At 58.8% G+C, this 25,046-nt stretch carries 20 protein-coding genes and 2 pseudogenes; 5 read left to right on the forward strand and 17 right to left on the reverse strand.

From position 1 onward, the window contains the following. The first annotated feature begins 92 nt into the window (after positions 1–92). The gene (locus tag PHA81_RS11680; protein ID WP_273836914.1) at positions 93–2,348 is read left to right on the forward strand and encodes a chromosome segregation protein SMC; all 2,256 of its coding nucleotides are present in this window, start codon (positions 93–95) and stop codon (positions 2,346–2,348) included. A gap of 356 nt (positions 2,349–2,704) precedes the next feature. Here the strand turns inward: PHA81_RS11680 and PHA81_RS11685 are convergent, their stop codons facing one another. Then, entirely contained in the window at positions 2,705–3,442 is a 738-nt protein-coding gene (locus tag PHA81_RS11685; protein ID WP_273836915.1) for a recombinase family protein, read from the reverse strand. Positions 3,443–3,609: 167 nt separating this feature from the next. Continuing rightward, a complete protein-coding gene (locus tag PHA81_RS11690; RefSeq protein WP_005040949.1) occupies positions 3,610–4,662 on the reverse strand; it encodes a PQQ-binding-like beta-propeller repeat protein in 1,053 nt (350 codons plus the stop codon). 635 nt (positions 4,663–5,297) lie between these two features. On the opposite strand from PHA81_RS11690, the gene PHA81_RS11695 reads away from it, so the two are divergent. Continuing rightward, on the forward strand, positions 5,298–6,260 hold the full coding sequence (locus tag PHA81_RS11695; protein ID WP_273836917.1) for a PGF-CTERM sorting domain-containing protein: 963 nt from the start codon (positions 5,298–5,300) through the stop codon (positions 6,258–6,260). Between the two features lie 82 nt (positions 6,261–6,342). Here the strand turns inward: PHA81_RS11695 and PHA81_RS11700 are convergent, their stop codons facing one another. The 4 genes from PHA81_RS11700 to PHA81_RS11715 form a co-directional block, all read right to left on the reverse strand. Beyond that, positions 6,343–6,612: a hypothetical protein gene (locus tag PHA81_RS11700; protein WP_273836918.1), complete on the reverse strand. Its 270-nt coding sequence runs from the start codon at positions 6,610–6,612 to the stop codon at positions 6,343–6,345. A 284-nt stretch (positions 6,613–6,896) separates the two neighbouring features. Beyond that, positions 6,897–7,559, reverse strand: a complete 663-nt coding sequence (locus tag PHA81_RS11705) for a hypothetical protein (protein ID WP_273836920.1) — start codon at positions 7,557–7,559, stop codon at positions 6,897–6,899. A gap of 779 nt (positions 7,560–8,338) precedes the next feature. Then, positions 8,339–8,548 carry a hypothetical protein gene (locus tag PHA81_RS11710; RefSeq protein WP_273836921.1) on the reverse strand — a complete coding sequence of 70 codons (210 nt, stop codon included), beginning with the start codon at positions 8,546–8,548 and terminating at the stop codon, positions 8,339–8,341. Beyond that, on the reverse strand, positions 8,545–8,871 hold the full coding sequence (locus PHA81_RS11715; protein ID WP_273836922.1) for a hypothetical protein: 327 nt from the start codon (positions 8,869–8,871) through the stop codon (positions 8,545–8,547). Before PHA81_RS11715 ends, PHA81_RS11710 begins: the two co-directional genes overlap by 4 nt. A gap of 326 nt (positions 8,872–9,197) precedes the next feature. Here PHA81_RS11715 and PHA81_RS11720 point away from each other — a divergent pair, with 326 nt between their 5' ends. Both PHA81_RS11720 and PHA81_RS11725 read left to right on the forward strand, forming a co-directional pair. Beyond that, positions 9,198–9,527 carry a hypothetical protein gene (locus tag PHA81_RS11720; protein WP_273836923.1) on the forward strand — a complete coding sequence of 110 codons (330 nt, stop codon included), beginning with the start codon at positions 9,198–9,200 and terminating at the stop codon, positions 9,525–9,527. Next, positions 9,528–9,959, forward strand: coding sequence for a PIN domain-containing protein (locus PHA81_RS11725; RefSeq protein ID WP_273836924.1), 432 nt, complete (start codon positions 9,528–9,530; stop codon positions 9,957–9,959). 587 nt (positions 9,960–10,546) lie between these two features. Here the strand turns inward: PHA81_RS11725 and PHA81_RS11730 are convergent. The 8 genes and pseudogenes from PHA81_RS11730 to PHA81_RS11765 all read right to left on the reverse strand — a co-directional run bounded on the left by PHA81_RS11730 (position 10,547) and on the right by PHA81_RS11765 (position 21,855). Beyond that, positions 10,547–11,899, reverse strand: coding sequence for a DUF790 family protein (locus PHA81_RS11730; protein WP_273836926.1), 1,353 nt, complete (start codon positions 11,897–11,899; stop codon positions 10,547–10,549). Between the two features lie 28 nt (positions 11,900–11,927). Continuing rightward, positions 11,928–13,387: pseudogene (locus PHA81_RS11735) on the reverse strand (DEAD/DEAH box helicase family protein). 55 nt (positions 13,388–13,442) lie between these two features. Continuing rightward, positions 13,443–13,610 carry a DUF1931 domain-containing protein gene (locus PHA81_RS11740; protein ID WP_273836927.1) on the reverse strand — a complete coding sequence of 56 codons (168 nt, stop codon included), beginning with the start codon at positions 13,608–13,610 and terminating at the stop codon, positions 13,443–13,445. A 102-nt stretch (positions 13,611–13,712) separates the two neighbouring features. Beyond that, positions 13,713–16,475 (reverse strand): hypothetical protein, encoded by a 2,763-nt coding sequence (locus PHA81_RS11745; protein WP_273836928.1) that lies wholly within the window; start codon positions 16,473–16,475, stop codon positions 13,713–13,715. Positions 16,476–16,716: 241 nt separating this feature from the next. After that, positions 16,717–17,559 carry a DUF5821 family protein gene (locus PHA81_RS11750; RefSeq protein ID WP_273836929.1) on the reverse strand — a complete coding sequence of 281 codons (843 nt, stop codon included), beginning with the start codon at positions 17,557–17,559 and terminating at the stop codon, positions 16,717–16,719. A 987-nt stretch (positions 17,560–18,546) separates the two neighbouring features. Beyond that, positions 18,547–18,909, reverse strand: coding sequence for a pro-sigmaK processing inhibitor BofA family protein (locus tag PHA81_RS11755; RefSeq protein WP_273836930.1), 363 nt, complete (start codon positions 18,907–18,909; stop codon positions 18,547–18,549). Between the two features lie 38 nt (positions 18,910–18,947). Then, positions 18,948–21,443, reverse strand: coding sequence for an ATP-dependent DNA helicase (locus PHA81_RS11760; RefSeq protein ID WP_273836931.1), 2,496 nt, complete (start codon positions 21,441–21,443; stop codon positions 18,948–18,950). Between the two features lie 115 nt (positions 21,444–21,558). Continuing rightward, positions 21,559–21,855, reverse strand: coding sequence for a hypothetical protein (locus PHA81_RS11765; protein ID WP_005041828.1), 297 nt, complete (start codon positions 21,853–21,855; stop codon positions 21,559–21,561). A 174-nt stretch (positions 21,856–22,029) separates the two neighbouring features. Between PHA81_RS11765 and PHA81_RS11770 the strand changes: the two genes are divergently transcribed. Then, positions 22,030–22,239: a hypothetical protein gene (locus tag PHA81_RS11770; RefSeq protein WP_005041826.1), complete on the forward strand. Its 210-nt coding sequence runs from the start codon at positions 22,030–22,032 to the stop codon at positions 22,237–22,239. 36 nt (positions 22,240–22,275) lie between these two features. Here PHA81_RS11770 and PHA81_RS11775 read toward each other — a convergent pair whose 3' ends face one another. The 3 genes and pseudogenes from PHA81_RS11775 to PHA81_RS11785 form a co-directional block, all read right to left on the reverse strand. Further along, on the reverse strand, positions 22,276–23,247 hold the full coding sequence (locus PHA81_RS11775) for a TFIIB-type zinc ribbon-containing protein (RefSeq protein WP_005041824.1): 972 nt from the start codon (positions 23,245–23,247) through the stop codon (positions 22,276–22,278). 120 nt (positions 23,248–23,367) lie between these two features. Then, positions 23,368–24,264, reverse strand: a pseudogene (locus PHA81_RS11780) (TFIIB-type zinc ribbon-containing protein); the annotation flags it as partial. Between the two features lie 367 nt (positions 24,265–24,631). Next, entirely contained in the window at positions 24,632–24,907 is a 276-nt protein-coding gene (locus PHA81_RS11785) for a hypothetical protein (RefSeq protein WP_005041821.1), read from the reverse strand. Positions 24,908–25,046 lie beyond the last annotated feature (139 nt).

Consider the following 25,046-nt stretch of genomic DNA (forward strand, 5'->3'; position numbering starts at 1 on the left):
ATGCGTCCAGAGACCGACTCAACGCGTCGCAGTTCACTCTGCTCTACGGCCGTAACGGAACTGGAAAAACGAGTCTGCTCGACGGGATCACGATGGGACTCGTCGGCCAGACACGCCATGACGACGACCGTGTTGACACCTACGGCGAGCTGAGTGTCACGTTGAAAGGGGACAACGAACCGCTACCGACGGACTCGGAATCAGTGAACGACCGAGTTGCCGACTGGTTCGGGTTCCGGCCACAGGGACGGGCAAGACGGCATGTCGAGTTCTACCGCGTCAACTATCATGAGGCTGGCGAGACGACGCGACTGCTCGAACCGTCGACCGACTTGGAGATCGAGCGAGTGTTCAGGAACTTCCTCTACGGCGAAGACCTTGCGTACGCTACTAAAGAGAAAGATAGACTTCTGGACCTGCTCGACGGGGAAATCGACGATACGGGAGAAGAAATAAAGGAGAGAGAATCGGAACGAGAGAAACTCCAAGACCGGCGAGACGAGGTGAAAGAGGCGCTCTCGACGCTTGGGAGCGCCAGACGTGATCTTTCGCCAGCAGCGTCTGCACTCGTCGAAGACAACGATTCGGGAAGGGGGGGAGAACGGAAAGACGAGGAGCCGCCAAGTGAACAGATTTCACGATGGCGAGACTGGATGGGACGGTTCGAGCGGGTTGAGGAGGCGCTCGATGCCACGACGTCAGACCTGACTTGGGAGACCGCCCGCGACCTGCGGTTGGGACTTGACGACGAGGTGGACCTTATCAAGAAGAGAAAGAAGGACCTCAAGGATGTTCGGGAACTGAAAGACGAGCGTCGGCGAGTCGTTGAGGTTGCGAATCACGTCGAGTTCGAGACGAATACAGAACTACCGTTCTCGACGTTCTTCACTGGACTCCTCTTCGTCGCCAATAACACCGGCCGCGAGGAGGCACGTCGACTTGTCCGGGGAATCGAGGAAACAGATCTTAAAGTCGACGAGATTCAGTCGATACAGTCCTCCGAGCCGTGGTACGCGACCGTCGAGACGGCACTGCGCGAACGGCAAGAGGACTTGGAGGAGACCCGCAACCGGCTAGCGGAACTCGGTGATCTGGCGGAACGCCGGCAAGAACTCCGTGAAAAGATCCGTGACGACACTGTGGAGTACCTTGAGATCACAGACGATAAAGACGTTCAACACTGCCCAGCCTGTTACGTCGAACAGTCTGCCGAGGAGATCCGGACACGTGAAGAGTCCGAACACACACACGATGCGGGGGGTGTTCCGGAAAGTCTCAATAAGTCGCTGCGGAATGTCGAGCAAGCGCTGGAGGTCGTAGAAAGTGTCGAGCTGGCGACTATCGACGATGACATCCGTCGGCACGGCGACCACCTGTGTGGACTCGACGATGTTCCGCGACTGTTCGGTCTCGTCACGGACGGCAGGGATGGGGTTCTGTCCCAAAAGGCAACTCCCGAGACGGTGGAGGTCGTCGCCAGACTAGTACAGAATCAGACTGTCTACAACCGTTCGGCCGATGAAGTGTTGTCAGCTATAGAAGAGAAGATCGAGGCCGATATCGAAGAGCAAACTTCGGAGATACGCGACTTCGAACAAAACACAGAGATACGGCGACAGATCGACGACTACGAAGATCGACTGTCGGCCGTTCAGCGGGGACTCGATGTGCTCGAAGATCAGTGGCCGGAGGAACTTCTCGACACCAGCCTCGCGGTCGAATCCGACCATCGAATGCTCGAGTTCGCAGTCGAAGAGGCGACGGACGCAGCCGTGCCGAAGCCAGCCCCGGAGTTGTCGGACGAAATCGAGGCAAAGGCGGACGAGATCGACCGCCTGAAAGATGATATTGAACGACTGGAAGAGGCGCGCGATTACCTCAAGGAGACGTTCACGGGTGTCGAGGAGAGTCTCGGCGAGGTGCTCGGGGAGTACACGGAGATAGTCACGACACTGTTCAAAGTGTTCCAACGACCATATGATTTCAAGCGCGTCGAACTCACCGACGAAAACGAGGAACTCCAGGTCGTCCGGCGGCAAAACGGGGAGGTGGTAGGGATCGATAAGATGAGTTCCGGCCAGCGGACGGCGCTCGTGCTGGCGATCTTCGTTACGAACAACCTCGCACACGACTCCGCGCCGCCGCTGATGCTGCTAGACGAGCCGTTCGCGCACCTAGATGATCTCAATACGCTGTCGTTCTTTAATCTCGTGATCGAACTCGCGGTCCGAGGCGACCGACAAATCATGTTCGCCACCGCGAACGACAATCTCGCCTCGCTGCTGGAGCGCAAGGTGGGCGAAACCGAGGCGTTCGAACGGGTCAGTCTGGAGAACCGTCGTCGCTGAGCGGCGAGCGCGCGGAGGTCGATCATGAATCCGGTCGTCAACCGAAAGGTTCCGGATGCGGGGGAATAAAAGCGACCGGGGGACTGACGAGACAGACTCAGTATCTCACAAAGATCGTCAGTTGACTGCATCTGGGACGGGGGGTCGATGGTGGCATCGGAACTCGGCAACCACTGACATTGAGCGCGACGTTGGCAGGGCCGATGATGCGGTCACTGACGAGGAACTCAAATTGTGAGCACTAGATATAGTGGTCGATCTTCAACGGCTCGTGCCTGTCTTAGACGAGCAGGGACAGTAAAATCGGCCCTTCGAACCGGGGGCATCGGTCTTGTTCATGATGAGCTGTTTCAGCGTCAATGTGTGGCGTTCGCGAGTACTTGTTCAACTCGCCTGTCTTCAGCCTCTGCGTCGAGATACCACGCGCGGCGGTCCTCGTTTTTGTCGATGCTCATGATGGTTGATCGTCCGATGTTCGGCGTATCCGCTGCGACCGATCGGTACGATTCGCCGGCGTCGACACGCTCAATCGCGCTGCGCATCTCGAGGTAGCTGATCTCGCCAGCATCCCGGTCGGCCTCGTGAATCAACTGGAGGTAGCCCTCGCTATCACGGCGAAAGCCCTTCGGGACTCGCCCGAGCCACTTGCCCTCGCGCTGCGCGCGGGAAACTCCCGACTCGATCCGTTTGGTGAGACGACGTCGTTCCTCTTCGGCGACCGCTGCGGAGATGTCGGCGATGAGCTTTCCCGTCCCATCGGGGCGGACCTCCTCGACCCACCCATCCGTGATCGCGACAGTAGTGCCGGCGTCCTCGCAGTGCTCGAAGAAGCGCTGGGAGATGCTACCGAGTCGTGCGAGGCGAGAGATTTCCCATACGACCACATACTCATAGCTCTCGGATTGGATCGCGTCGACAAGCTCGGTGAATTGTTCGCGACCGGGGTCGGCCCCCGACTGGGCGAGGTCGATGTACCGATCGATCTCTGACGGATCAACCTCATGCTGCGATAGCCACTCGTTGATCGCGTCGCGCTGGTGAGAGGTTTCCTGATCATCGGTCGAGGCTCGGATATAGGTGGCGTAGCGGGCCATTCTGGGGACGTCTTTCTGACAGGGTGGATTGCATATAAAGAACCGGGGTTACTGACAGTCTGTCAGTAGCCATGTGGTTATTGACAGGGGGGGGGGTTGAGAAAGGGCTGGTTCCGATCCGACAATCGGTCCACACTATCATCGGCTGTGGCTGCCACACCAAATGGTCAAGCAGGCCCGAAGCCGTGAAACCCGTCATGAGCGCTTACATAGACGGCTCCAGCGACTGGCGTGACATGATGGATGTCCTGACCGATGGTGTCCTGAATCTGTACCTCTTCGGTCGTATGTGACCAGAGTTGGCCGCCGGACACATCCAGCGCGACGAGCGTGCCTCCATCGGTTGTGTAGAGAACCTCACCGACGCGGGCGACGGGCGAGCCGCTTCCGCCGATCATTCTCGATCGCTGGCCGCTGGCCGCATCGAGAGCTACCACGCCGTTTTCCCCTTCTGCGTAGACGATGTCGTCCGCGATAACGGGCGACCCATAACCTAGGTCCGGAAAGCTCTCGCGCCATTGCACGGAGCCATCGGCCGCGTCGACGGCGACCAGTTGGTCGTCCTCGCTGCGCCCGTGGGTGACGATATAGATGCTCCCGTTTGCAACCGCGGGTACCGTTCGTTCTCCTCCGACATCCGCAACGAAGTACAGCTGTTCACCGCTGGTGGCATCGACAGCATGGAGGCCCGCGCTGCTGGCGATGAACACGCGACCGGTTTCGACGGCTGGTGTCGTGTACGACCTGTTCCCCGTGTCGTACCGCCACTGCTCGTTACCTGTCGCAGCATCGAACGCTCGCAACTGCGGCGCGGTTGCCTCGAATCCGCCGCTGTTGACGAACACGGTCCCGTCGGACACTGCCGGTGGGGCCTGGATACCGTCCATTTCGGGGCCACGCCACACGACGGTGTTGCGGTCCGTGGCGAGGCAGAACGCCTCAATGAACGTCGTGACGAAAACACGGTCGCCGGCGACGGTCGGTGGTGGATTCACCCCATAGTCGACGAGTCGAGTTCGGGAGCGAACCTCGGCGGTCGCCGGATCGCGCCGTGTGAGCGTCCGATAGTCCTCGCCGTTGGTGACGGCGAAGAGCGTCTCGTCGGTGAGAGTGGCCGCGCCGGTGGGAGCGAGTCGCCAATACTGCTCTCCCTGCTTGAGCCCCGTTCCTTCGGGGTTGTAGCCCGAGTTCGCCGCATCGAACCGAAAGGTCGGCCACACACCATTAGGGTCAAGTGCTGGCGATCCGGGCGGTGTCCGGGTTTCACGCTCGTCCGGTCCGGAGAGCAGCCCGTGCGTTGTGGATTCCGGTTCAGAAGTTGTCGTTTGACTTGAGGGACCATTCGGTGTATGGGTTTTCGTCTCCGATGGAGAGGTTGCCGAGCGATCCGAGATTCTGGTCGACCTCTCGACTGGTGTGGTCACCCTGTCGGTGGGTTCGGAGGTCGCCGCTGTCGTCGCTGAATTGTTATCTGACGTCCCGTTTCCCTCAGTTGAAGCGTCTGAGAGGCAGCCAGCGATGGCCGATCCAGCAGCGAGGGCGATGAGGAACCGCCGACGGTTCATGCGTGTTCGTTTGTTGCACTACTGCAAAAAATGCTCGTAAGGCTAAACGTGCATTTGGTCCACAGACGGCAGCTAGATGGCTGATTTTCATTTGTCTACTCGACGCGCTCCGACACACGCTGTCCCCGCCACGGCGCAGGTAGGATACGTATGAGGCCGCTCCCCCTCGATCAGCCGTCGATCTCGACACCAGTGAAGACGCGAGGCTCAACGGTGACATTCGCGGTCGAGAGGAGTTCGGCGAGATCGCGACGCGAAACCTCGTGCGGTCACGTCGGAACCGGAATTCAGTGACCTACCTCCAGAAAGCATTTATCATATTCGCAGTGACGAGAAGATACATGTCGTCCACCTCATCTCTCAGCGCGTGGTTCTTCCTAATTCTCCTTATACTTACCGTGGGTGCAATCCCAGCCACCCAGATCAGCACCGCAGCGGAGAACAACGCGATCACGAACACCTCCGCAGCGAATCAAACGATACAACAGAACGGAAGCTCGATCCAATTCGGTGATCAGCAGTCCGATGGAACGACTGTCATCGTAATGTCAGCGACACTCCCCGAAGGTGGGTTCATCGTTATTCATGAAGCGATATCGAACACAGCGACACCTTCCAGTTCTAGCCCCAATCCCTCGCCTCCGACTTCAGAGACGATGATCGAACGCCGCTCGCCCACGACTACCGTCGGCAGTCCCCAAACGCCAGAGCAACTCACTCCCCAACCGGTCGATGTCGCGAGTATCATTGGTGTCTCAGAGTACCTCGATCCCGGCACCCATCGAAATGTGACTGTTGACTTGTTCAACGCGTCCGGAAAAGAGTTCGATCGCTCCCAGCTGACCGAGAGCCAAGACGTTGCAAGTGCGGAACTTCACCGCGACACGAACAACAATAATCAATTTGACTTTCTCACCTCGAATCGATCCACGGATACACCATACTATGTTCCATATCTGATGAGTGGAGACAGGGTGATCCAGAAAGGACCCATTATCGATAACGCAGTCATCGCAATCGGCGAAGACGTACGAGAAGCCCAGGGTCTCGGTCCGACACCCCGTGGAACGGCTGTGGCTGCAGGAGGAGCGGATGGATCGAATGGATCGGCAGCGGTTCAGACACAGGCAGATACTGGCGTTTCCACGGACTCAGCGACCAGTGAAAGAACCGGAGGAAGCGGACCCGGCTTCGGCGTTCTCATTGCCGTCGTTGCTATCCTGAGCACCCTCATTCTCACGCAGCGCATATAGGTAACCCCAGATTCTTTTCCCGTGTCAGTCGATAAGAGGGCACTATCAGCCGTAATGAACCCGAAACACTACGAGCCCCCGGTCACGCGTTCTCTCTTGTGACGATCCACAACGACGCCCCGCATCGTCGCTCGGTGTACCGTTCGACGATGAGCCCGCTCGACAGCGGCGACTCTGCCTCGATTCGCGGGAGGTACGAACCCACCATTGCGGCCGAGAGCTCTGAATCGATATCCACGATGTCCGCTGCCCGGAAATATCGATAGCTGTTGTCGTGTTCGTCGGCACTCAACAGGGCTGCAAGCGCGTCCTGAACGCGCTGCCGCCGCGAGTTCGATTCGGTGGCGGTCATCGCCTGTTCATTCTCCTCCGTGTCTCATTCATTCGACGAATGTGACAGCGGGACCATTACTGTGAAGACAGTTAATTGTTCTTCTCGGCTATTCGCTATTGATGACCGTCTCGACGCTATCGGCGTGATGAACGGCGGTGCTCAGAGAACCCGTTACAGTGATCGAGAAGGGGTCGGTTTAGCCCAGCAACCCACCACCATTTCCAGTAGTTAAGGATGTCATAGACCGGTTCCCGAGAGTAGACGAAACAGACCGCAGATCCTTCTACCATCAATTCCGGGAGTCACCAGATACTGGAGTAGCGGGTTCTCTCGATCGTGGTGTAGCCCTGGGCAGAAAGCGCATCCGCGTGGTATCGCTCGGCGATCAAGCGCTGAGGGAGTCGCCGAAGACCGAATCGGCGATCCGACGTCCACTCGATAGCCACTCTGGTCATCCCATCCTGCTCATGGATCGACACCTTGTACGTTGCCCAGGGTTTCCCCTCGGCTTGGATCCGGAGTTCGATCGGAGAAACCCCCTTGTCGTCAGACTTCTCGCCTGAAGCGATGTCTACGGCCATACTGGCAGATCGCAACCCGAACAGATACGAAATATCGTACATGACATCGTCTCCGTTCCAGTCGACGCTGTCGGCGATACCCCACTGGAAGGGCAACACTGGTGGAGTCGCGCTCGTGAACTCACGCTGGACGGATTCAACGTCTCCATCCGTTTCGAGGACGGCGGTTCCTTTGCTCTTGAAAATCGGCAGACGAAACGCGACTAAGAGTCCAACAGCGACACCGAGACCAACAACGAGCTGGAGGTTTGTGACCGCGAGGACCACCGCTGCACCGATGAGAAGCGCGAGTACACCACTAATCGGGCGTTCGAGCCGTTTGTAGCGGGTAGCAACCGCAGCTGCCTCTGGAGGGACGGAGGCATCTTCATCCGTTGCTACCATGTTCTCAGTTCGGCAGTGGAGCCAATTAGTCGTTCCGTCACCGGGATTTTTAGCAGATCAAGGAGTAGATGTGGCCGATGGGCGAGGGCTCGTGGAGCTTTCGGACGAACAACGGCATCGTGTCGATCCGTACCGGCGTACTTACCGTCCGATCAACACCGCGGCTCTTCCTCACTGGTCAGTATGCCCGGTGGCGAGAGGGAAGTTCGTGGCAACGGGCGAAGCTCGGGTTTCAGGCGTTCGGCCTCGTTTCGGTGTTCGGGCGGTATTTCCAGTATCTACTTCAGGTATCCCAGCAGGGGCCCGGAATCAACATCGAAACGGGACTGGTGGTGTTTCTGTCGGCGCTCTATCTCGGGATGATATGGATGCTCTTCATCCATGTCCGAACAATATCACTATCCAACATCCATGACGTGAGCCTGGATGCGAGCGACGGCGAGTTGACGGTCAACTTCGAGCGGAAGGGAAACTTGCACCGGTGGCTCGGTCGAGGCAATGGTGAACTCGAAATCACACCTCGGTCCCCTGACGATCTCCGAGAAGCACGCGAAATCCTCAGTCTACGTGGCTTCTCCATCGGTGGCCCGCTGGATTCGAGACGGTCTTCGAATGATTCCCGTTCCGTCTCCAGGGAGAACCGACAGCCTGAACCGACCCACAGCGTGGAGTGACCGTCAGAAAGGGAGATTGGGGTATTCGTCAACTAGATGGCAAAGTTCCGACTGGAGTCGCTCAACATCATCGTTGAGTGGCGACTCGGGGTCACTTGGGGCCACTCAATCCTGTTTGAGCTCCACTGCGAGTAGCCATGCGCTACCAACGCGATCGACGGCGAAACCGGTATAGAATAACCGATCATCTACATAACACTTGGAAGCGGCGGGATTCGTTGAGGTCACATTCGCGGAGTACCACCGGGCGTCGCGGTTCTCGATGACGTACTCGCTCACACGCGCCGGGAGTGGTTCGTTCGTGCCGTTGGTCATGCCCCTCCGTCATCGCGTTCAGCTGTTGCCCGATAGAGATACCCTTCTTCTGGGACGTTGTCGTTGAGTCGCTCAATGGTGTCGATCCAATCATCGACCGTCTCGAAGCCGCTCCGGTCGCGGTACGGTTCCAGTGCATCGCGCGTCGGTGAAACCGCATCAATCTCCTCAACGAGCACGTCACCTTCTTTTTCGCCGAGGCGTGACTCGCTCCACCATGTCGGGCCGGTCGTGCGCTGGTCCACACGGAACGTGACGACCTCGCCTTCGTCTTGGAGTTGCTGGCGCGTCCTCGGATCGCTGAAGATGATCTTCCCGGTCATGACTCTTCCTCAACTACGAGATACTCGTGAAGGGTTGCATGCTCTTCGGTGGTGAGCAGTATCTCGACTGGAAACCCCGAACACGTTCGGCATCGCCGGGTTTGGTGGCGCACATGAGACCGCCGGGACCATCGTGATCGGTGCCGGTCTGCTTGTCGGTATACACTTCGATGCCGGAGGGGCGATCCCGAGAGCCTCGGTTGCGTACTCGTTGGTGTGCCGGCGCTGGCGCGTGAGGTTCTGGTCGGTGGTGCTGTGGAAGTGGACCCACCGCATTCTCCGAAAGGTGGACAGACTTTTGTAAGTGCATGCACTTACATCTCGATATGAGCAAGGCAGAGAACTTCACCGTTCGGATGGACGAAGACCTCAAGGAACGCATGAAGGGCCATCCGGAAATCAATTGGAGCCACGTCGTCCGCGAACACGTCCGGTCGATGCTCGATGATGTCGAGCGGATGAACCAGCTCGCTTCGGAGAGCCAGTTGGACGAAGAGAGTGTCGACGAACTCGCTACCATGATTAACGCCGCTGCCGCCGAGCGGGCCCAAGAAGACCTCGAGACAGGCGAGTCCGACGCGGAAACGTCTCACGACGGGACAGAAGACGAAGAGGAATCACAGCGTCGGAATCTCACAGATGTCGACGCAACCTGAATGCGGCTCGTCGTTGATGCGAACGTCGTCGTCTCCGCGCTCGCAAAGGATGGAGCCGTTCGAACGGCCATCAGAATCTCCGCAGACGACGTACTCACGCCGTGGTACGTCCATGCAGAAATCGACGCCCACCGGGACGAGATTCGGGACAAGAGCGGCCTTTCTCAAGAAGCGTTCGACGCACTGATCGAGGAGCTCTTTCGACACATCGAAGTCATCCCTCGCGGAGAAATGGTTCCTCATCTTCACGAAGCTGCCCGAGAGATGCGCGCATACGATCCCGACGATACGTTCTATGCCGCCGGCGTGCTGGCCGTCGACGGTACCGTCGTCAGCAACGACCAAGCGTTCGAGAAACAGAGCCTCGTCCCACACATCTGGACCAGCGAGTTCGTCGAGCGCGCGCTGGGCCTCGAAGACGAGGATGGATAAGCCCACACTGGTCGATCCTGACCGAGCTATTCCGTGTATCGTGGAAGCTCTACACTAGGTTCATACCGCTCGACAGACTTCGTGTCACTATGAGCCTCGAAGAGACGGTTGATTACCTCGCCGAGGAACTTGATCTTGAGCGGAGTGAACACGTCCGGGAGGTTGGCCAATCGGTCGCAGAGCTTCGCGACTGATTAGAACAGTTTTCTGCAATTCCGTTCGACAAGTCCTGTCTCCGGATACTCGATGAACTCCGGCTTGGCCAGTCCTGCTTGGTCGAGAAGATCGTCACGTTCTGCACGCTCAAGGACTCCGTGAGCGAACTCTGTACAGTGTTCTTCGTGTCGACCAGCGTACTCTGATAGGGTCGGTTGGAACCGGTTACCGGTACGACCGTACACTGTCGTGCGGTCGATCCCGGAAGGACTTCCAGCCGACCCTATGAGAACGCCTCCTACCAGTGCATATCCGAGTCAAGTCGAACTCGGCCAATCGGATCTGAGTCCCGTCTTTCCGCTCGACGAGGTCGACATCGAGTTCTTCGAGATGCTTGAAGCGGATGTTAGTTGCAGCGAGGCAGTTCCTACTCAGAGACCAACAGGGGGTGCCTGAACTGCATACTCCTCTGCGAGGTCGACCACATCGTAGACGTGGATGCCGGTTTTGAACCAGAGCACTCGGTCAGCCCCGAGATCGATGTCCTCGCTCGTACAGTCCAACTCCTCGGACACCGCGAGCACCAGATTCTCTACATCGGCCTGCCGGATCTTGGCGAGTTTCTCCTCGAGATACTCCGGCGTCCAGAAGCCCATTATCTCGAGGATCGCCCGGCGGCCGTCGGGGTGTTCGAGCGCGAAGTCCGGCAGCAGTACCTCCGCCCCCAGATCAATCACGTCATCCTCGCGGACCAGTTCCCACTCCGTGTTCGCCCGCTCCCACTTGTCGGCGAGCGTTCGTTCGAGGTCGCTATCGAACTGGCTGCCACCGCTATAGTGCGTCTGGAGTCCCGTTGTCTGATCGAGCGTCAATTCTCGTGTTTCGTTGGTTGACTCGTCGGTGAGAATCTCCGCCGTGAGCTCCCACCGCGCGCAGTGGGGCAGCGCGGGCAGGAAATTCGCCATCCGGATGCCGTACTTGCGCGACTGCCGGAACAACGAGGCTGGGCCGTCCAGGATCGCTTCGTATCCGTCTGCGAGGTCCGTGCTCGATACGCGCTCGCCGTGCTCGTCGATCGGATGGATCCGGTGCATCAGCCCGAACAGCTTCACGTAGCTAAACACCGTCGCAAAATGGTCCCAGACCTGGATCCGCAACTCGGTTGCGTCGTACAGTACCGCCTGCGCGAGCGCGAGGTTGTACCGATGCAACAGCCACTCGACGGTGAGTGGCTTGCCTTCGTACGCCTCCTCGCTTTGGCCAGTCAATTGGGTCGCGCTGGTCGTTCCATCGGTGTCCAGTTCCACCGACTCGGCGGCCTGATCACCGAAGCGCACGAGGCGGTTGTTCGTGTCGAGATCCGCATACATCCCCTGGTGGCACTCCGCGAGCGAGATGCCGAGGTCGTCGGCGACCGCCGTGTAGACGTCGAGCTTACGAGTGTCAGCATCGAGCGTTGGCTGCCGGATCACTGGATACGAGTCGTTGGCCCGCTCGAACAGCCGTTGGCGGATCTCACGCGGCTCGGCTGCCGCTACCGTCTCGAAGTCGCACTCGTCACGCAACAGTTTCGCCAGCCCTTGGATGATCTTGTAGTCGGTATCCGCCACTGTCAGCTGGTCGATCGCCGTATCGAGGTCGGCTTTCGGCTCACCAACGTGCGTCTCGAACAGCTCTATCAACTCGCTCGCCGTCTCCCGATAGCGTGCATCATCGGAGTCGATGAACAGTGGCGTCACCTCGCCGTCGGATGTCCGTGAACGCGCGAGATCAGCCGTCAGCATGGCTTCTCTCTCACTCTACTGGTCGCGGTCACGCTTCTGCCTCGACGCCTTCGCGGCGGCGCTGGGAGACGTAGTTCTCCATCGTATCCGTGGCGATGATCTCGTAGAGCCGGGCGGGTTGGCGCTCGTCGGTGGGGCGCAGAATCCGACCGAGGCGCTGGGCGTACTGGCGTTTCGACGCACTCCCAGAGAGGATGATCCCGACGTTTGCGGCCGGGACGTCGATCCCCTCGTCCAGCACCTGCGAGGTCGCTAAGATCGAGTATTCGCCGGTGCGGAACCGTTCGAGGATCTCCGTGCGTTCGTCGGTCTTGGTCTGATGGGTGATACAGGGGACGATGAACTCCTGGGAAATCTCGTAGGCGAAGTCGTTGTTCGCGGTGAAGATGATCGTCCGGTCGTCGTGATGACGTTTGAGTAGGGTGTCCAGCGTGTCGAGTTTCTTCGCCGCAGTGCGCGCGAGTGCCTCGGCGCGTTGCTTGGCGATCAGCGCTCGACGCCCGTCGGTATCGTAGGAGGTGTGTGCGAGGAACTCCTGGTAGCCCTCGGCTTTCCAGAGGTCGAAGTCGTGCGTGTCGACGTACTCACGGTAGATGCCGTACTCCTCGTCGTACTGTGAGCGCTCGTCGTCGGTCAACTCGACCTGCATGTGGATGGTTTCGTACTCGCTGAGATACTCGCCGGCGAGCTCGTCGACCTCTTCTTCATAGACGACCGGGCCGATGAGCCCAGTGTCTTCGAGGAGTTCGTGAGCATCGTCGGCGCGCTCGTAGGTGGCGGTGAGCCCGAGACGGTACGGCGCGATGGTCATCTCCGGGATCTGCCTGTAGGTCGGGGCTGGCAGGTGATGAATTTCATCCGCGATCAGGAGGCCGAACTGGTCGCCATACTCGTCGATGTAGCGATACGCGCTGTCGTAGGTCGTCACCGTAACCGGTCTGATCTCGTGAGTCCCGCCACCGAGTACGCCGACCGTCTGTTCGGGCTCATCTCCGCTCTGACGGGGCAGTTGGTCGCCGAAGGCGTTGGTGAGCGTCGCATGCCATTGGTTCATCAGGTCGATGGTCGGCGCAACCACGAGCGTGGCGACACCAGCGTCGGCGATCGCCTGGATACCGAGAAACGTCTTGCCGCTCCCGGTCGGGAGCACGACGCTACCGCGACGGTCATGGGTTCGCCACGCATCGAGCGCCGCCTGCTGGTACTCGCGTGGTTCGATCTGGAGCGCCGGATCAAGCGCGAAGGCAGGATAGGCCCGAGCCGTATCCTTGATTGGAACAGTAGCCGATTGGATGGTCTCTTGGTGGGCTGACTCCTGCGCGTCAGAGCTGGAATCATCGCCACTCCATGCGTCGGCCCATTCGAGCAAGGGGCGGTAGCGATACGCTGGCGCGCGGTACTCCTCAACCCGGTCATCCCACTCCGCGTACGGAACGTCTTCGCTGGCCTCTCGAAGCAGGAGCGTCCCCCGTCGAACTCGACCCGCATCTTGTGGATTACTCCGTTCCCCGGCGAAAACGACCACGCCGGGGGAATGTCCGCATCAGAGGTCGCGTGCCTGGACGGTCTTGCGGTCGTTCTCGTCGGCTCGCTGGGCGGCGTCGGCGAGAAGCTCCGATACCTCGTCGTCGAGCGCGCCGTAGAAGTCCGACGAGACGTTCTGATCTGCGAGCTGTTCTTTGACTGTCGAGTGGACGATGAGATCGGCCATGCACTTTCCTTCCACCGATGCGTACTTATATCTCATCGAAGCGTGGTGAAAGTAGACTCATCACCTCGGCTTGGCAAGATCGTTTGACTCAGCGAACTGTGGCTAATCGTTATTCCCACCGACGAGGTCCCGAGCACGTGAGAGGACCGATATTGAGTCTGTTTCTGGCTCTTCCTCGTCAGAATCGGCTGCCGTCCTCGTTTGAGGTGGTGATTCATCGTCACGCTCATTTTCATGATCGACGGAATCGTGTTCGGACTGATGGGTTCTCGCTGCTTCTGTCGTGGATGGCTGGTTATCGAGACGCTGAGTAACCACCCTGAGCTGCTCCTGCATGTCTTCGATGAGTGCTTGCTGTTCGTCTATCCGGGCTTCGAGTTCATACACCTGCTCTTGAGTGTTCATCAGGCGCTGGTGGAACGGATCCTGCGCTGTCTCACTATCAGACTCGTTCTTGTTCGCGTTTCTGGACTGGCTCACTGTCTGCTCGTGGTTAGCCGCATCGGCAGGGGCAGAGGCCACTGTCGTGTCGTCGGGAGAGGCAACTCCGCCCGATTCGGATGACGGACCTGAATCGCTCGCCGATCCAGCCCCCGAGGCTGGTTCTGACGCTACTGTCTCCTCCGGAGTCGATGACGGTGATGACGACAATGGTGCTGGCGACGTGGATGCTGATTCAGATAGAGATGACACGTCTTGGTCAGACCGCTCGGTCCCGTAGTAGTTGCTTGTCTGACTGAGCGCGTTCGCGATCGTCTGCTCACCGTAGGTCTGGCCGTCCGTCTCTCCACCCTCCTGTGCTTGCTCGTCCCACTCCTCACGCATGAGAGCCGATTCCCGGAAGAGGCGATCGATCCAGTCGGGATCACCGGCTGTCCAGAACACGAGCTGGCAACAGAGAGCGAGATCTGCCTTCGACCGGCTATCGTAATCGCTCGTGTCGCCGGTCCAGAGCCGTTCGAACTTCTCGCCGTTCGTTGCGTTGTGGGCTTTTTCCACCAATTCGTCGTCACTGAGGCGCACAGTATGGGCTGGCTCAACCGTGCTGAGGTCGGCTGGAACGTCCGACCCACCGTATCCACCTCCTGGTGGACCCGTCGCGGAGGCGCGCTCGCGACCGTGCTCTAACCCGATGTCTTCGATCTCATCGAGCGTGGTGTTGTACGTCTCCATGCCGGGGAAGCCGAGATACTCGTCGCCATCGTCGTTGGTTTTCAGGGTGAATCCGGCTTCTGGAAGCACTCCGAGGGCGACAGCGGCTTTCCGCATCGCCCAGAACGGCATTTGATCGTAGGTGCTGCCGTCGCGGCGGTGCGAACCCTTCTCGGGCGTCCAGATCGGGACTTCATACCCGGCGTCACGGAGTGCATCGACGGCTTCGCCCCACTGTTCGCCGGTCAGATTCTGCGAAGCATCGGTGAGAAGCTTCTCACCGAGTGCCATCGCCTTGACCGCGTATCCCCCACCACTCTGACCCGGATCGCCGAAGCGATTCGTCTCGTGATTCACGTAACACGATCGGCCGCTCTTGCTTGATCGCCACGAGGGATTGAACTCGGTCTTGTTGGCCATGTCAGCACCCGAATCCCACTCGTCGCTTGCGTAGTGGCGGACCACCTCTGCGGTATCGATCCCATCGAGTGCGTCGTAGACATCCTGGAGGAACGGCGTGATCGGCTGGCCTTCGATACCCTGCTCGTCTGCGAGCTCGTCGAGACGCTGCTCGCGGCGCTCGGCGGCGGCCTGCCGGCGCTGCTCTTCTCGTCGCTCGCGCTCACGTTCGGCTTCAACCCACTCATCGAGCGCACTTGCCCATCCTTCCCGCTCGTCGTACTCCTCAGCCCAGAGTGTCTCGACGAGGTTCTTGACACGCTTTTCGTGTTCGACCGCGGTGAACTCCTCACACCACTCCTGGACTGCTTCGCGGAGGTCCTCGTCAACGGCATCGACTGGCGTCGGCTCGCGGTAGCGCACGTCCCCGACATCGACGGGCGTGACGACCGCGTCGTGGTCACCGTGGAGCGTGAGCGGCAGCTTGTACTGGCGGTTGATGTTGTTCGCCCAATCAGGATCGATGACCTCGCTCGCGCCTCCAATCTCGGCGTTGATGCGCTGTTGGGCTTCACCGAGATAGTCGTTGGAGCGGTCGATGAGTTCGGAGAGAACGCGTGCTCGCGCGTCGTCATCGTCCGCGTAGTACCGAACGATCGGTAGCGTTGCCTCCGGTGCGCCGAAGATATACGCTCCACCAACGCTGTCGAGCATGTACACCGCGTCACGACCACCGTAGAGGTCAGCGAACGCTTGGATGTATGCTTCGTAGGCTTCTTCGGCGATGTCGTAGGTTTCCTCGTCGAGGTCGGGACGCTGGAGTTTGAGGTCGTCTTCGAGATCGATATCACCCCAGACAGCGACAGCGGCGATGTCTTCGGCAAGTGGCGCAGGCTTGCGGTCTGCGTAGACGTATTCGCCGTTGTCGCCTCTCTCCTGGTCGAATCGGGCGGGTTGCCACTGCTCGAACGTCTCGGGGAATTTGTAGGACGTAAGCCCGTAGAGTGTGCGTTCGACTCGGGTAGCAGCCACCCTGTTGTAGTCCTCGCAGTAGTTCCGTGCTCGACGTTCCTTTGGAAACTCCTCGCCGTCGTGGTCCTCGTCCTGTGCTTGATTGTCCCGTGTGACGTACCAGCCTCTCTTATCGTTGACCAGTAGTGTCGGATTACCATCAAGCGAACAGAGTGGGGCAAGCGTGTCCGCGAGTTGGGTATGGTACTCCCGAACGTCTGCTGTGTCCATCGCTGTCTGGGAATTGCTGGCCTCGTTGCTGTCGTCTGTACTGGTGCCGTCCATACTGGTGTCGTTGGTCATATTACTCACTCACCGGTGACTGGATAGGGGATAGATCGAGCTGTTGGTGGAGTTCGCGAGAAAATGCGTCACCAACTGCACGGTAGTACGTCTGGCTGTAGTGCGAACCCCGCCGAGAATCGACGTGAACGAGAGACTGGACAGGGAATGCATGGGCGGTAGTGACTGGCTGAGCATCACTACTCCTCCATGCGTAATAAACGATTGTGCGAGGACGTGCTTGACCCGTTCGGCCCGGGAGTTAGGCTTCAGCAGGCTCCAGCTGAAGTCGCTGCTGGCCAACAGAGACGATGGTGTCAGGAGATGTATCGGGTTCGGAGAACCGTTCTGCATCAAGCAGCAAGCGCAGCCGTGGGCGACCGACATCGATCGGGATTTTCTCGGTATCGATGAGACCAACCTCCTCAAGCCGATTCTTTTTGCGAGAAAACGTCGCTTTGCTGGCGAGACCCACATCCTCACCCCAGTGACTGATCTCGAAGAGTTGCACACCGTGTTTTGCCCCAGCGAGCAGAGCCGCCGCCACCGCGTCGAAATCACCGCTCCGAGTCGAGCCGAGTCCGTCGAGAATCGCTGTGAAGTCTGTTTCGACCTCGGGATCGAATTCCTCTGAGAGCGTTTCGGAAACACGCGAACGTGCTGGCGTCCGGAGGACGAACTCCTGTGCCTCTTCCCAAGCATCGGTGTACTTCGTGCGGGCGTTCGAAACGAATTCAGCGTCGTCAGTGGCAGTGCAAGCGGTCAGGGAGCCAGCGTGGACGATACTGAATACCTGACTGTCAGTGATGAGTAGCTGACTGGGCGCTGGAGCAGACAGGCTTCGCAGGGCAAGTGTGTCAGCCCCGATCAATTCTGCGGCAGCGCTCGCGACGAGGAAGTCCTCTCGAACCCACTTGAGGATATCATCCGAGGCGAGGAGCCGTACCTGTGGTGGCTCCTCGACGTCGTCGAGCTGTTCGATAAGGGTGGTAGTGGTTTCTTCACCGAATCCAACCGCGAGGATACTCTCGCCGGCTGCGTCAGCGAAAACCGTCGCAAAAGCGTCCGCAGCACTCTCTTCGACGGTTGGGGTGGAAATACCCATACCTAGACGTGTAGTGCCATGTCTTATACTGTTGACGGTCCAACTTCAATACCAAAGTGATCGGTAACGAACCTGTTCCACGGCATGAACGGGAATCAACGGTTGTAACGAGCAATCACTGCCAAGATTCCGAAGACGATAATCAGTGCCCCGCCGCCGAGCGTGAACAGAGTGAACGAATCCAAGAATCCAAGGACGCCCGATTCGTTCCCGGATGGCGGTTGAGTCTCGCTCGTGTTCGTCTCTGCGGGCGTAGGAGAGGCTTCCATTGGCGTTTCAGCGGCTGTTGTCGGTTGCTGAGTCGGTGAAGGGGTAGCGGTGGATGGTGAGGTGGATGTTGGAGTTGATGTCGGTATCGATCCCACTACTCGCGTAGATGTAGGACTCTGCGCAAGGGTGGACGTGGATGTCGTTGTCGTGGTCGGGCTTGGTGTCGGTGTTGGCGTTGGTGTCGCATTGACCGTTGGCGGTGCTGGTGGCGTGCCTCCTGGCGTCGATGGGGGTGTAGCAGTTGCCGTAGTAGTATTGGCGGGTGTCGGTGTGGACTGGGGGAACGTTGATGGATCGACTCGCTCACCGTTGACGGACACCTCCGCGGAGTCGCCAGAGAGATTCAGCGCGGTGATCCGACCGCTGAACGTGAAGTTGTCGACACCGCCTTGAGCAGTCGAGCCAGAAGCCGTGGTCTGGGAGATCGTATCCGGCTGGGTTGCGTTTGCGAGATCCGCTCCTGATCCCGGACTGATACGCTCGCTCACCGAGACGTTGTAGGAGACGCGCTCGTCGCCAGTACTGCGAATCGTGAGGGTATTCGGGAGCGGCTGGTCAACTTGGCTTTGACCGGATGGAACAGAAGCCGCTGCTGGAGCGGCGACACCCGCTACAACGCTACTGCCGAGAAGACACAGAGCGACGACACTGATGCAACCGAGCTTCCACCACGAACGACTGTTCTTTTGTCTGCGTGTGTGACCGTTCATGATGGATTCAGCCCTGTGTACTGTTGTTGGTCGCGGAGTCCACGACGGAATCGAGAACTTGATCGATCAGACCCCCGAGAAAGTCGGCGAGCATCTGACTGATCTCCTCGGCACCTGGGGAAACGAACGCGACACCACCGATCGAGAGTAACACCACGAGCAAGGCACCGGGGATACCAGCAAGGACAGCTACCCCAATTGTCAGGGGTGTGAGTGGAATGCCGAAACCGAACCAGTTGGCGATCAGGAGTGTCGCAATCCCACCCACTGCGTTCGCAGCGAGTGCCCGTAGCGATCCGATGATCCGTTTCAGGAATATCAGTCCGATGATTGCGAGGACGAGCACACCAAGCTCGACAGACACTGGCATATCTGAAATGCTTCGAATTGCGTTAAAAACCCACCGCACTACCGCTGCCAGAACGCTTCCAATTGCCCACCGAGATCGGTGCGCTCCACCGGCGTGTAATCCTCCCGCTCGTACTGGGGAAGATACTCGCGAACGTCGTCCCACTGGTGGCGGGATGCGTATCGTCGGTCGGCAGCAACGCGCACGCCAACCTCGCCGTGGCCCCGGATCACTCGACCCAGCGCCTGCCGTGCTTTCCGGACTGCTGGGACGGTGAAGGCGTAGTCGAACCCGTTGTGTTGGCCGAATTCGCGTTCGTAGGCGGTCTTGACCGCCTTCGGTACTGGCCCGTTGATGTTCGTAATCGGAACACCGCAGACGACACACGCCGCGAGTCGATCGCCGTCGTAGTCGACACCCTCGGTGAGCGTCCCCCGGAGCGAAGTGACCAGCAGCTTGTCGCCGCCAGCGAAGAACTCGTCTTTCAGCTCATCAGTCACCTCATTAGCCGAACTCTCGTCGACGAGGATATCTTTCCGGACACCCCCCGTCCGCCGGAGGACGTTCGCAATCCACTCGCCTTCTGCGTATGACGGCATCGCGACGAGAACGTTCCCTGGCGTCGTCTGCGCCACGCTCTGGACGACCTCGGCGTAGTGCTCGCGGAGTGCGTCCTGACTGGGATCGCGCCACCGACCGTCCGTCCCACCACGATTCTTGTAGGTAAATTTCTCGAGATCGACGGCGAACGAGGCCCGATTTTCGTTCGGGAACGGCAGTCCGTAGGTCAGCTTCTGGACCGGCCGCCCCTTCGCTTCGAGCTGGTCGAGTCCCACCGAGCGCTGGTATACATCAAGCGGCTCCAGCGTTGCTGACATCAAGAGGCCGCCGCCGAACTGGTCGAGACGGCCGGCAATCTCGGTGGCTGGCAGGCAGTTGTGGATCTGGAACTGCGCGGTGTACTCCTTGTTCCACGCGAGGTCTGCCGACGGATCGCGATTGTCGCGCTGCTGAAGCTCGACCGACCGGAAATACTGCTCGTGACCGCACTCGACCCACCGCCCGAATACCTGTCCGACGGTGTCGGAGAACGTTTTCGCACACTCGAACCCTGAATGTCGATTCGAGGCTTCGCGGAGCGCTGTCGTGACTGCGGTGCCGATGTGGCTTGCATCCCGTAGGATGTTCGTGTAGCCGTTGTCGGCGACCCACTTCGAGAAGCGGTCTGGTTGCGGTGTCGTGGGACTCCGCAACGGATGCTGAATCTCGTCGGGCAGCTCCGCCATGTCTGTCCGTTCCCAGTTGGAGTCTTCGCCATCGAGCGCGTCAACGGCCTGCTCTTCGAGGAAGAACTTCGCCTCGTGGAGAAATTCGATGAACGATCGGAGGTCATCCTCACGGACGCCTTCCTCAGCGAGTGTTTGCCGGAGGATGCGGTCGACACCCGGCTGATCCTGTTCGAGGACGCGATTTTCGATCTCGGAGATAGCATTGGAGAGTGTCGAACGGGTAAGAGTATCTGAAAGCAGGTCGCGCACCCGTGGAATGAGCATATGCGCCTCGTCGCAGACGACCAGCGTCTGGTCGTCGATCAGCTCGCCGGTCATGGCGGCGAGCGTCGTCGGATCGAAGAGATGGTAGTAGTTGCCGATGAGGACCTCGGCGTTCTGGAGGCTGTCGCTCATCACGGCATGGGGACAGAGACCTGCGTTGCTGGCCTGTGCAACGAGGTCGTCGGGCGTGAGCATCCCTTCTGGTGTGTAGCCACCGTCATCCTCGTCGAACGTCTCGGCGCGATATTTCGCGTAGAATGGACAGTACGAAGTATCGCTTTGGTCGGTTTCGGGAAACTGTCGAGCGTAGGGCGATGTCCAGTCGTTGGTTGCGACGGGCTGCTGAGTAGTAGTATTGGTATTCGTGTTGTGCGAATCGAGACGTGCGTCGTTGGCGAGTTCGCGAACCGCACGCTGGCCGTCGTCAGCATATCGAGCAGCCCGGCGGACGGGTTCGCGGAGGTCCTCGCACTTACCGTAGATTACTCGATCGTCGATACGGTCCGTGTTGGTGTACGAGCAGATATCAGCCTTGCCGACCAGCGTGAGCCCGCTCACCGGCTCGATATCGCTGTCGTTGTCGCTACCGTTGCCGCTATCGTTCTCGCGATCGTCGAGCGCACGGTTGATTGCCCGGAGGTCGTCCTCGAATGCTTGGAGCTGCTGCTTGACTGGAGTAACACAGAACAACCGTTCGTAGGGGGAGTCCGGATCACGAACGAGCTGGATTCCACCACACAGGGCGACGAGTGTTTTGCCGGTCCCACAGGCCCCTTCGAGGAGGGTGTATCCTCGATCTGAGGCGGTTTCGATGACGTTCTCGATGCCATCGACCTGGGCACTGCGGGGCTGTTCGTAGGGAAAGTACGTCCGCCAGTCTGTCGCGGGGCCGTTGGACGAGTACCCTGTTTGATTTGGCGAACCCTTGCTGAGCCCAGCATGAGCCTCTTCTTTGTTGGCAGGACTGTCCGTGGTTTCTGTGCCAGCTTCTGCGTCACTCATCGATATCGATTTCGTGTATCCATCTCACTCTGGGTGTCGTTCGGATCCGCAACTCAAAGACGGGAACGGGGGTGCGTGACCGGGCGCTGAAATCGGCTGTTGGAGGGAAAATTGCTCAGTAGAGCGAGCGTGGTTCGTGCCAGTCCAGACCACTGCCATCCTGGAGCCGACTCGATTCTCCACTCATGACGTCGGTCAGGTCCGGCTGACAGCGATCGTGGTTCTCTTCGAGGATTGCATCTGGCTCGTCACGGACTGGCTGTTCCTCCTCTTCCTTGAACTCTGGAGGAATGCCATCCAGTTCGAGACCTATCTCTTCGGGGGTGGAGGGGAAGTCTTCGGCCGTGATCTCGTCTCTCAGCTCTCCTGGGTCGGGATGTTCGCGCTCGGAGTTTTCGTTATTTTCGCTCATGGGTCAAACTCCATTTACAGGTATTTCGCCATCCCATTTGAACGTTGCTCTGAACCAGTCATATTTCTAACTATCGTATACGCGGAGTTTCGAATAGTTTGAGAGAGTGGGGTGGCAAAGACTACGCCAATGCTAAAATTTACCATGATATAAAATAACACTGTGGGTGGAGCCATGAAGAGCACAGTCCACGTCGAAAAGACGGAAAGCGTCCCAGACGACGCGGCTATTTTCCATTACGACGAGCTGAATGAGGGATTCAAAGCACAGTTCCCGAAACTGATCGAAGATACCTCAGCTAAGGAGTCTGTATGTCCTGAGAGCGTGCTCTCGAACGGAGATTATGTAAAGTTCACTGACTACTACCAAGTTACCTGTCAGTGAGCAGCTGAGCTCTGCCCGGGCTGTTCGGCAGGCGAACTATGGTGTTGGCACGTCATCCTGGAATTCGAGGAGTTCCTTGTATCGATTCCGGATCGTGACCTCAGAGATATCAGCGACCTCGCCGACGGCCTTCTGTGTGACCTTCTCATTACAGAGGAGCGACCCAGCGTAGACCGCAGCGGCGGCCAGCCCGACTGGATTTTTCCCGCTCAGATAGCTCGGCTCATCCTCGCTGACTGTTTCGAGCAGCTCGCGACTTCGGCGTTCGACCTCGTCGGATCGATCGAGAGCAGACACGAATCGCGGAAGATACTCCAGTGGGTCTGCTGGCGGCAGGTTGATCTCGAGCTCGCGAGCAACATATTGGTATGTTCGTGTGATCGGGAGTTTTCCAATCCGTGACACTTCGGTGAGGGTGTCGAGTGATCGGGGGATATTGGCCTGCCGGGATGCAATATGCAGAGCGGCAGTCGAGACCCCTTCGACAGAACGGCCAGGAAGCAAGTTCTCTTCGAGCGCACGGCGGTAGATCACCCCTGCGGTCTCACGCACGGATTTTGGCAGTCCCAGTGCACTCGACATCCGCTCGATTTCACTGAGCGCTTGCTTGAGGCTGCGTTCTTTGGGATTGCGTGTCCGAAAGCGTTCGTCCCACGTTCGGAGGCGCTGCATCTGCTGGCGTTTTTGCGAACTCAGCGTGTTGCCGTAGGCGTCTTTGTCCTGCCAGCTGATCTTGGTCGAGAGGCCCTTGTCGTGCATCAGATTGGTTGTGGGCGCACCGACACGGGACTTCTCGTTGCGCTCTTTCTGCGTATGAGCTCGCCATTCTGGGCCGTGATCGATTTCGTCTTCGTCGACGACGAGTCCACACTCGCTACAGGCGCGTTCGCCATGTTCGGAGTCGTGGGTGAGCCGACCATCACACTCTGGACATGTTTCGGTCGCCTGCTCGGTCTCGGTCGTCTCGGACTCGACGGATTCGCGTTCTGTTTGGGTGATTTCGACCATAATGGGACTGTGTTCGTGCGGATCTGGATTGCTGTAATTCGTCTTACGACTCAACCACTACAAAAACGCACTGGCAGAAGGGGACAAGCACGGTCCGGAATATCGTGATACGGGGAGTGATTAGCGCTCGCGCAGCTGGGTTTGTTCGTGGAGATCGAGGAGTTCTTGATACCGATTGCGGATGGTAACTTTGGAGACACTGGCGACCTCGCTGATGGACGATTGCGTGACTTTCTCCTTACAGAGGAGCGACCCAGCGTAGACCGCAGCGGCGGCCAGTCCGACTGGGTTCTTCCCGCTGATCGCTTCTGCTGCAATGGCTATCTCAAGCAGCTCACGACTCTGTTGTTCGATTTCGGTAGACAAATCGAGCACTGAACACAGACGAGGGAGATGGTCCGTTGGATCGGGCGGCTCGATTTCGAGGCCGAGCTCGCGACTGATGTATCGATAAGTGCGTCCGATCGACTGCTTATCCATTCGGGCGACCGTGACGATGCCGTCGAGTGACCGCGCTGAGGTGGATTGTCGCGTTGCAGCGTAGAGTGCTGCCGCGGAGACGCTTTCGACCGACCGGCCAATAAGCAAATTCTCGTCGATAACCCGCCGGTAGATCACGCTTGCTGTCTCGCGGATCGATGCCGGGAGCCCAAGCGCACTCGCCATGCGGTCGATCTCGCCGAGACCGTGCCGGAGGTTGCGCTCTTGGGTGCCGTCGGTCTGTGAGCGACTGTGCCACGTTCGGAGGCGCTGCATCTTCCGGCGCTGCCGAGTCGAGAGCGGGTTCCCACGCGCGTCCTGGTCACGCCAGTCGATTTCCGTCGAGAGACCCTTGTCGTGCATGGTCGGCGTAACAGGCGATCCGACACGGGATCGTTCCTGTTGTTCCTCGGCTGAGTGGGCGGTCCACTCGGCACCAAGATCGATTTCATCTTCGTCGACGACGAGTCCACATTCAGTACAGGCACGCTCACCGTGTTCGGGGTCGTGTTCGAGTCGGCCACCACACTCCGGGCACGTATCGTAGTCGGGTTCGCGACCCGTTTCGGATTCTGCCCTGTATTCACGATCACGGTCACGAACCCGATCACGCTCGGAGGCAGTAGGCTGCTCGCACCCGTTGGATTGGTCACTCTGGGCAGGCTGATCACTTCGCTCGGATTCATCTGGTGTCATGAAAATCACGAACAAGGGCGGCCAGAGGACGCGAACTGTCTCCTGGTGTGGTGCCCTCTCACTACTCAGAGGAAGAGAAAACAGGCGAGAGGCATCCCAACACCCCGTCTTCGGAGTGTATTCGTGAAGTTTGAGGCAACCGAATCGACAGTATCTGTATCCACCCGCGTCCCAGCCCTCAGCAGGAACCGCTGCTGAATCTGTCGCGTCAAAAGGCGTCGACGAGCGAGATCGCAAGTCCATCGAAGCGCTGGACCCACTCCATATTCGCAGTTATGGCAGTCGTTTTGAACGAAACCTGTTCGGCGAGTAGTTCGAAGAATTGTTGCTCTGAGACGGTCTCGTGGCCACGCTGAGCTGCCCAAACGACATATGCGTAGTAGAGGTCGTCTCTGAGGATGCTGCCGTCCTCGTCTTCGATAACGAAATACTCGACGAACGTTTGTGCGGCGTCAATTCCGGGATTTTCGACACCCGTAGACATGTTGTGGGTAGGATTAGGTGTGCTGTAATGTTTCCGGTGAATGGTCTGATGTTCGCCAATAGTGAAACAACATCCGGGAACTCCTGGGAGAGCTACGGTATGATGACCGTGAGGGGGAGAGAAAAGCTCCCCCATGGCC

Source organism: Halococcus sp. PRR34, assembly GCF_028617175.1.
Lineage (GTDB): Archaea > Halobacteriota > Halobacteria > Halobacteriales > Halococcaceae > Halococcus > Halococcus salifodinae.

Bases quoted from the DNA above. Each gene is read 5' to 3' on its own strand.
- PHA81_RS11680 (WP_273836914.1), top strand. From the start codon at position 93: ATGGGACTCGTCGGCCAGACACGCCATGACGACGACCGTGTTGACACC.
- PHA81_RS11685 (WP_273836915.1), bottom strand. From the start codon at position 3,442: ATGGCCCGCTACGCCACCTATATCCGAGCCTCGACCGATGATCAGGAA.
- PHA81_RS11700 (WP_273836918.1), bottom strand. From the start codon at position 6,612: ATGACCGCCACCGAATCGAACTCGCGGCGGCAGCGCGTTCAGGACGCG.
- PHA81_RS11705 (WP_273836920.1), bottom strand. From the start codon at position 7,559: ATGGTAGCAACGGATGAAGATGCCTCCGTCCCTCCAGAGGCAGCTGCG.
- PHA81_RS11710 (WP_273836921.1), bottom strand. From the start codon at position 8,548: ATGACCAACGGCACGAACGAACCACTCCCGGCGCGTGTGAGCGAGTAC.
- PHA81_RS11715 (WP_273836922.1), bottom strand. From the start codon at position 8,871: ATGACCGGGAAGATCATCTTCAGCGATCCGAGGACGCGCCAGCAACTC.
- PHA81_RS11720 (WP_273836923.1), top strand. From the start codon at position 9,198: ATGAGCAAGGCAGAGAACTTCACCGTTCGGATGGACGAAGACCTCAAG.
- PHA81_RS11725 (WP_273836924.1), top strand. From the start codon at position 9,528: ATGCGGCTCGTCGTTGATGCGAACGTCGTCGTCTCCGCGCTCGCAAAG.
- PHA81_RS11730 (WP_273836926.1), bottom strand. From the start codon at position 11,899: ATGCTGACGGCTGATCTCGCGCGTTCACGGACATCCGACGGCGAGGTG.
- PHA81_RS11740 (WP_273836927.1), bottom strand. From the start codon at position 13,610: ATGGCCGATCTCATCGTCCACTCGACAGTCAAAGAACAGCTCGCAGAT.
- PHA81_RS11745 (WP_273836928.1), bottom strand. From the start codon at position 16,475: ATGACCAACGACACCAGTATGGACGGCACCAGTACAGACGACAGCAAC.
- PHA81_RS11750 (WP_273836929.1), bottom strand. From the start codon at position 17,559: ATGGGTATTTCCACCCCAACCGTCGAAGAGAGTGCTGCGGACGCTTTT.
- PHA81_RS11755 (WP_273836930.1), bottom strand. From the start codon at position 18,909: ATGCCAGTGTCTGTCGAGCTTGGTGTGCTCGTCCTCGCAATCATCGGA.
- PHA81_RS11760 (WP_273836931.1), bottom strand. From the start codon at position 21,443: ATGAGTGACGCAGAAGCTGGCACAGAAACCACGGACAGTCCTGCCAAC.
- PHA81_RS11765 (WP_005041828.1), bottom strand. From the start codon at position 21,855: ATGAGCGAAAATAACGAAAACTCCGAGCGCGAACATCCCGACCCAGGA.
- PHA81_RS11770 (WP_005041826.1), top strand. From the start codon at position 22,030: ATGAAGAGCACAGTCCACGTCGAAAAGACGGAAAGCGTCCCAGACGAC.
- PHA81_RS11775 (WP_005041824.1), bottom strand. From the start codon at position 23,247: ATGGTCGAAATCACCCAAACAGAACGCGAATCCGTCGAGTCCGAGACG.
- PHA81_RS11785 (WP_005041821.1), bottom strand. From the start codon at position 24,907: ATGTCTACGGGTGTCGAAAATCCCGGAATTGACGCCGCACAAACGTTC.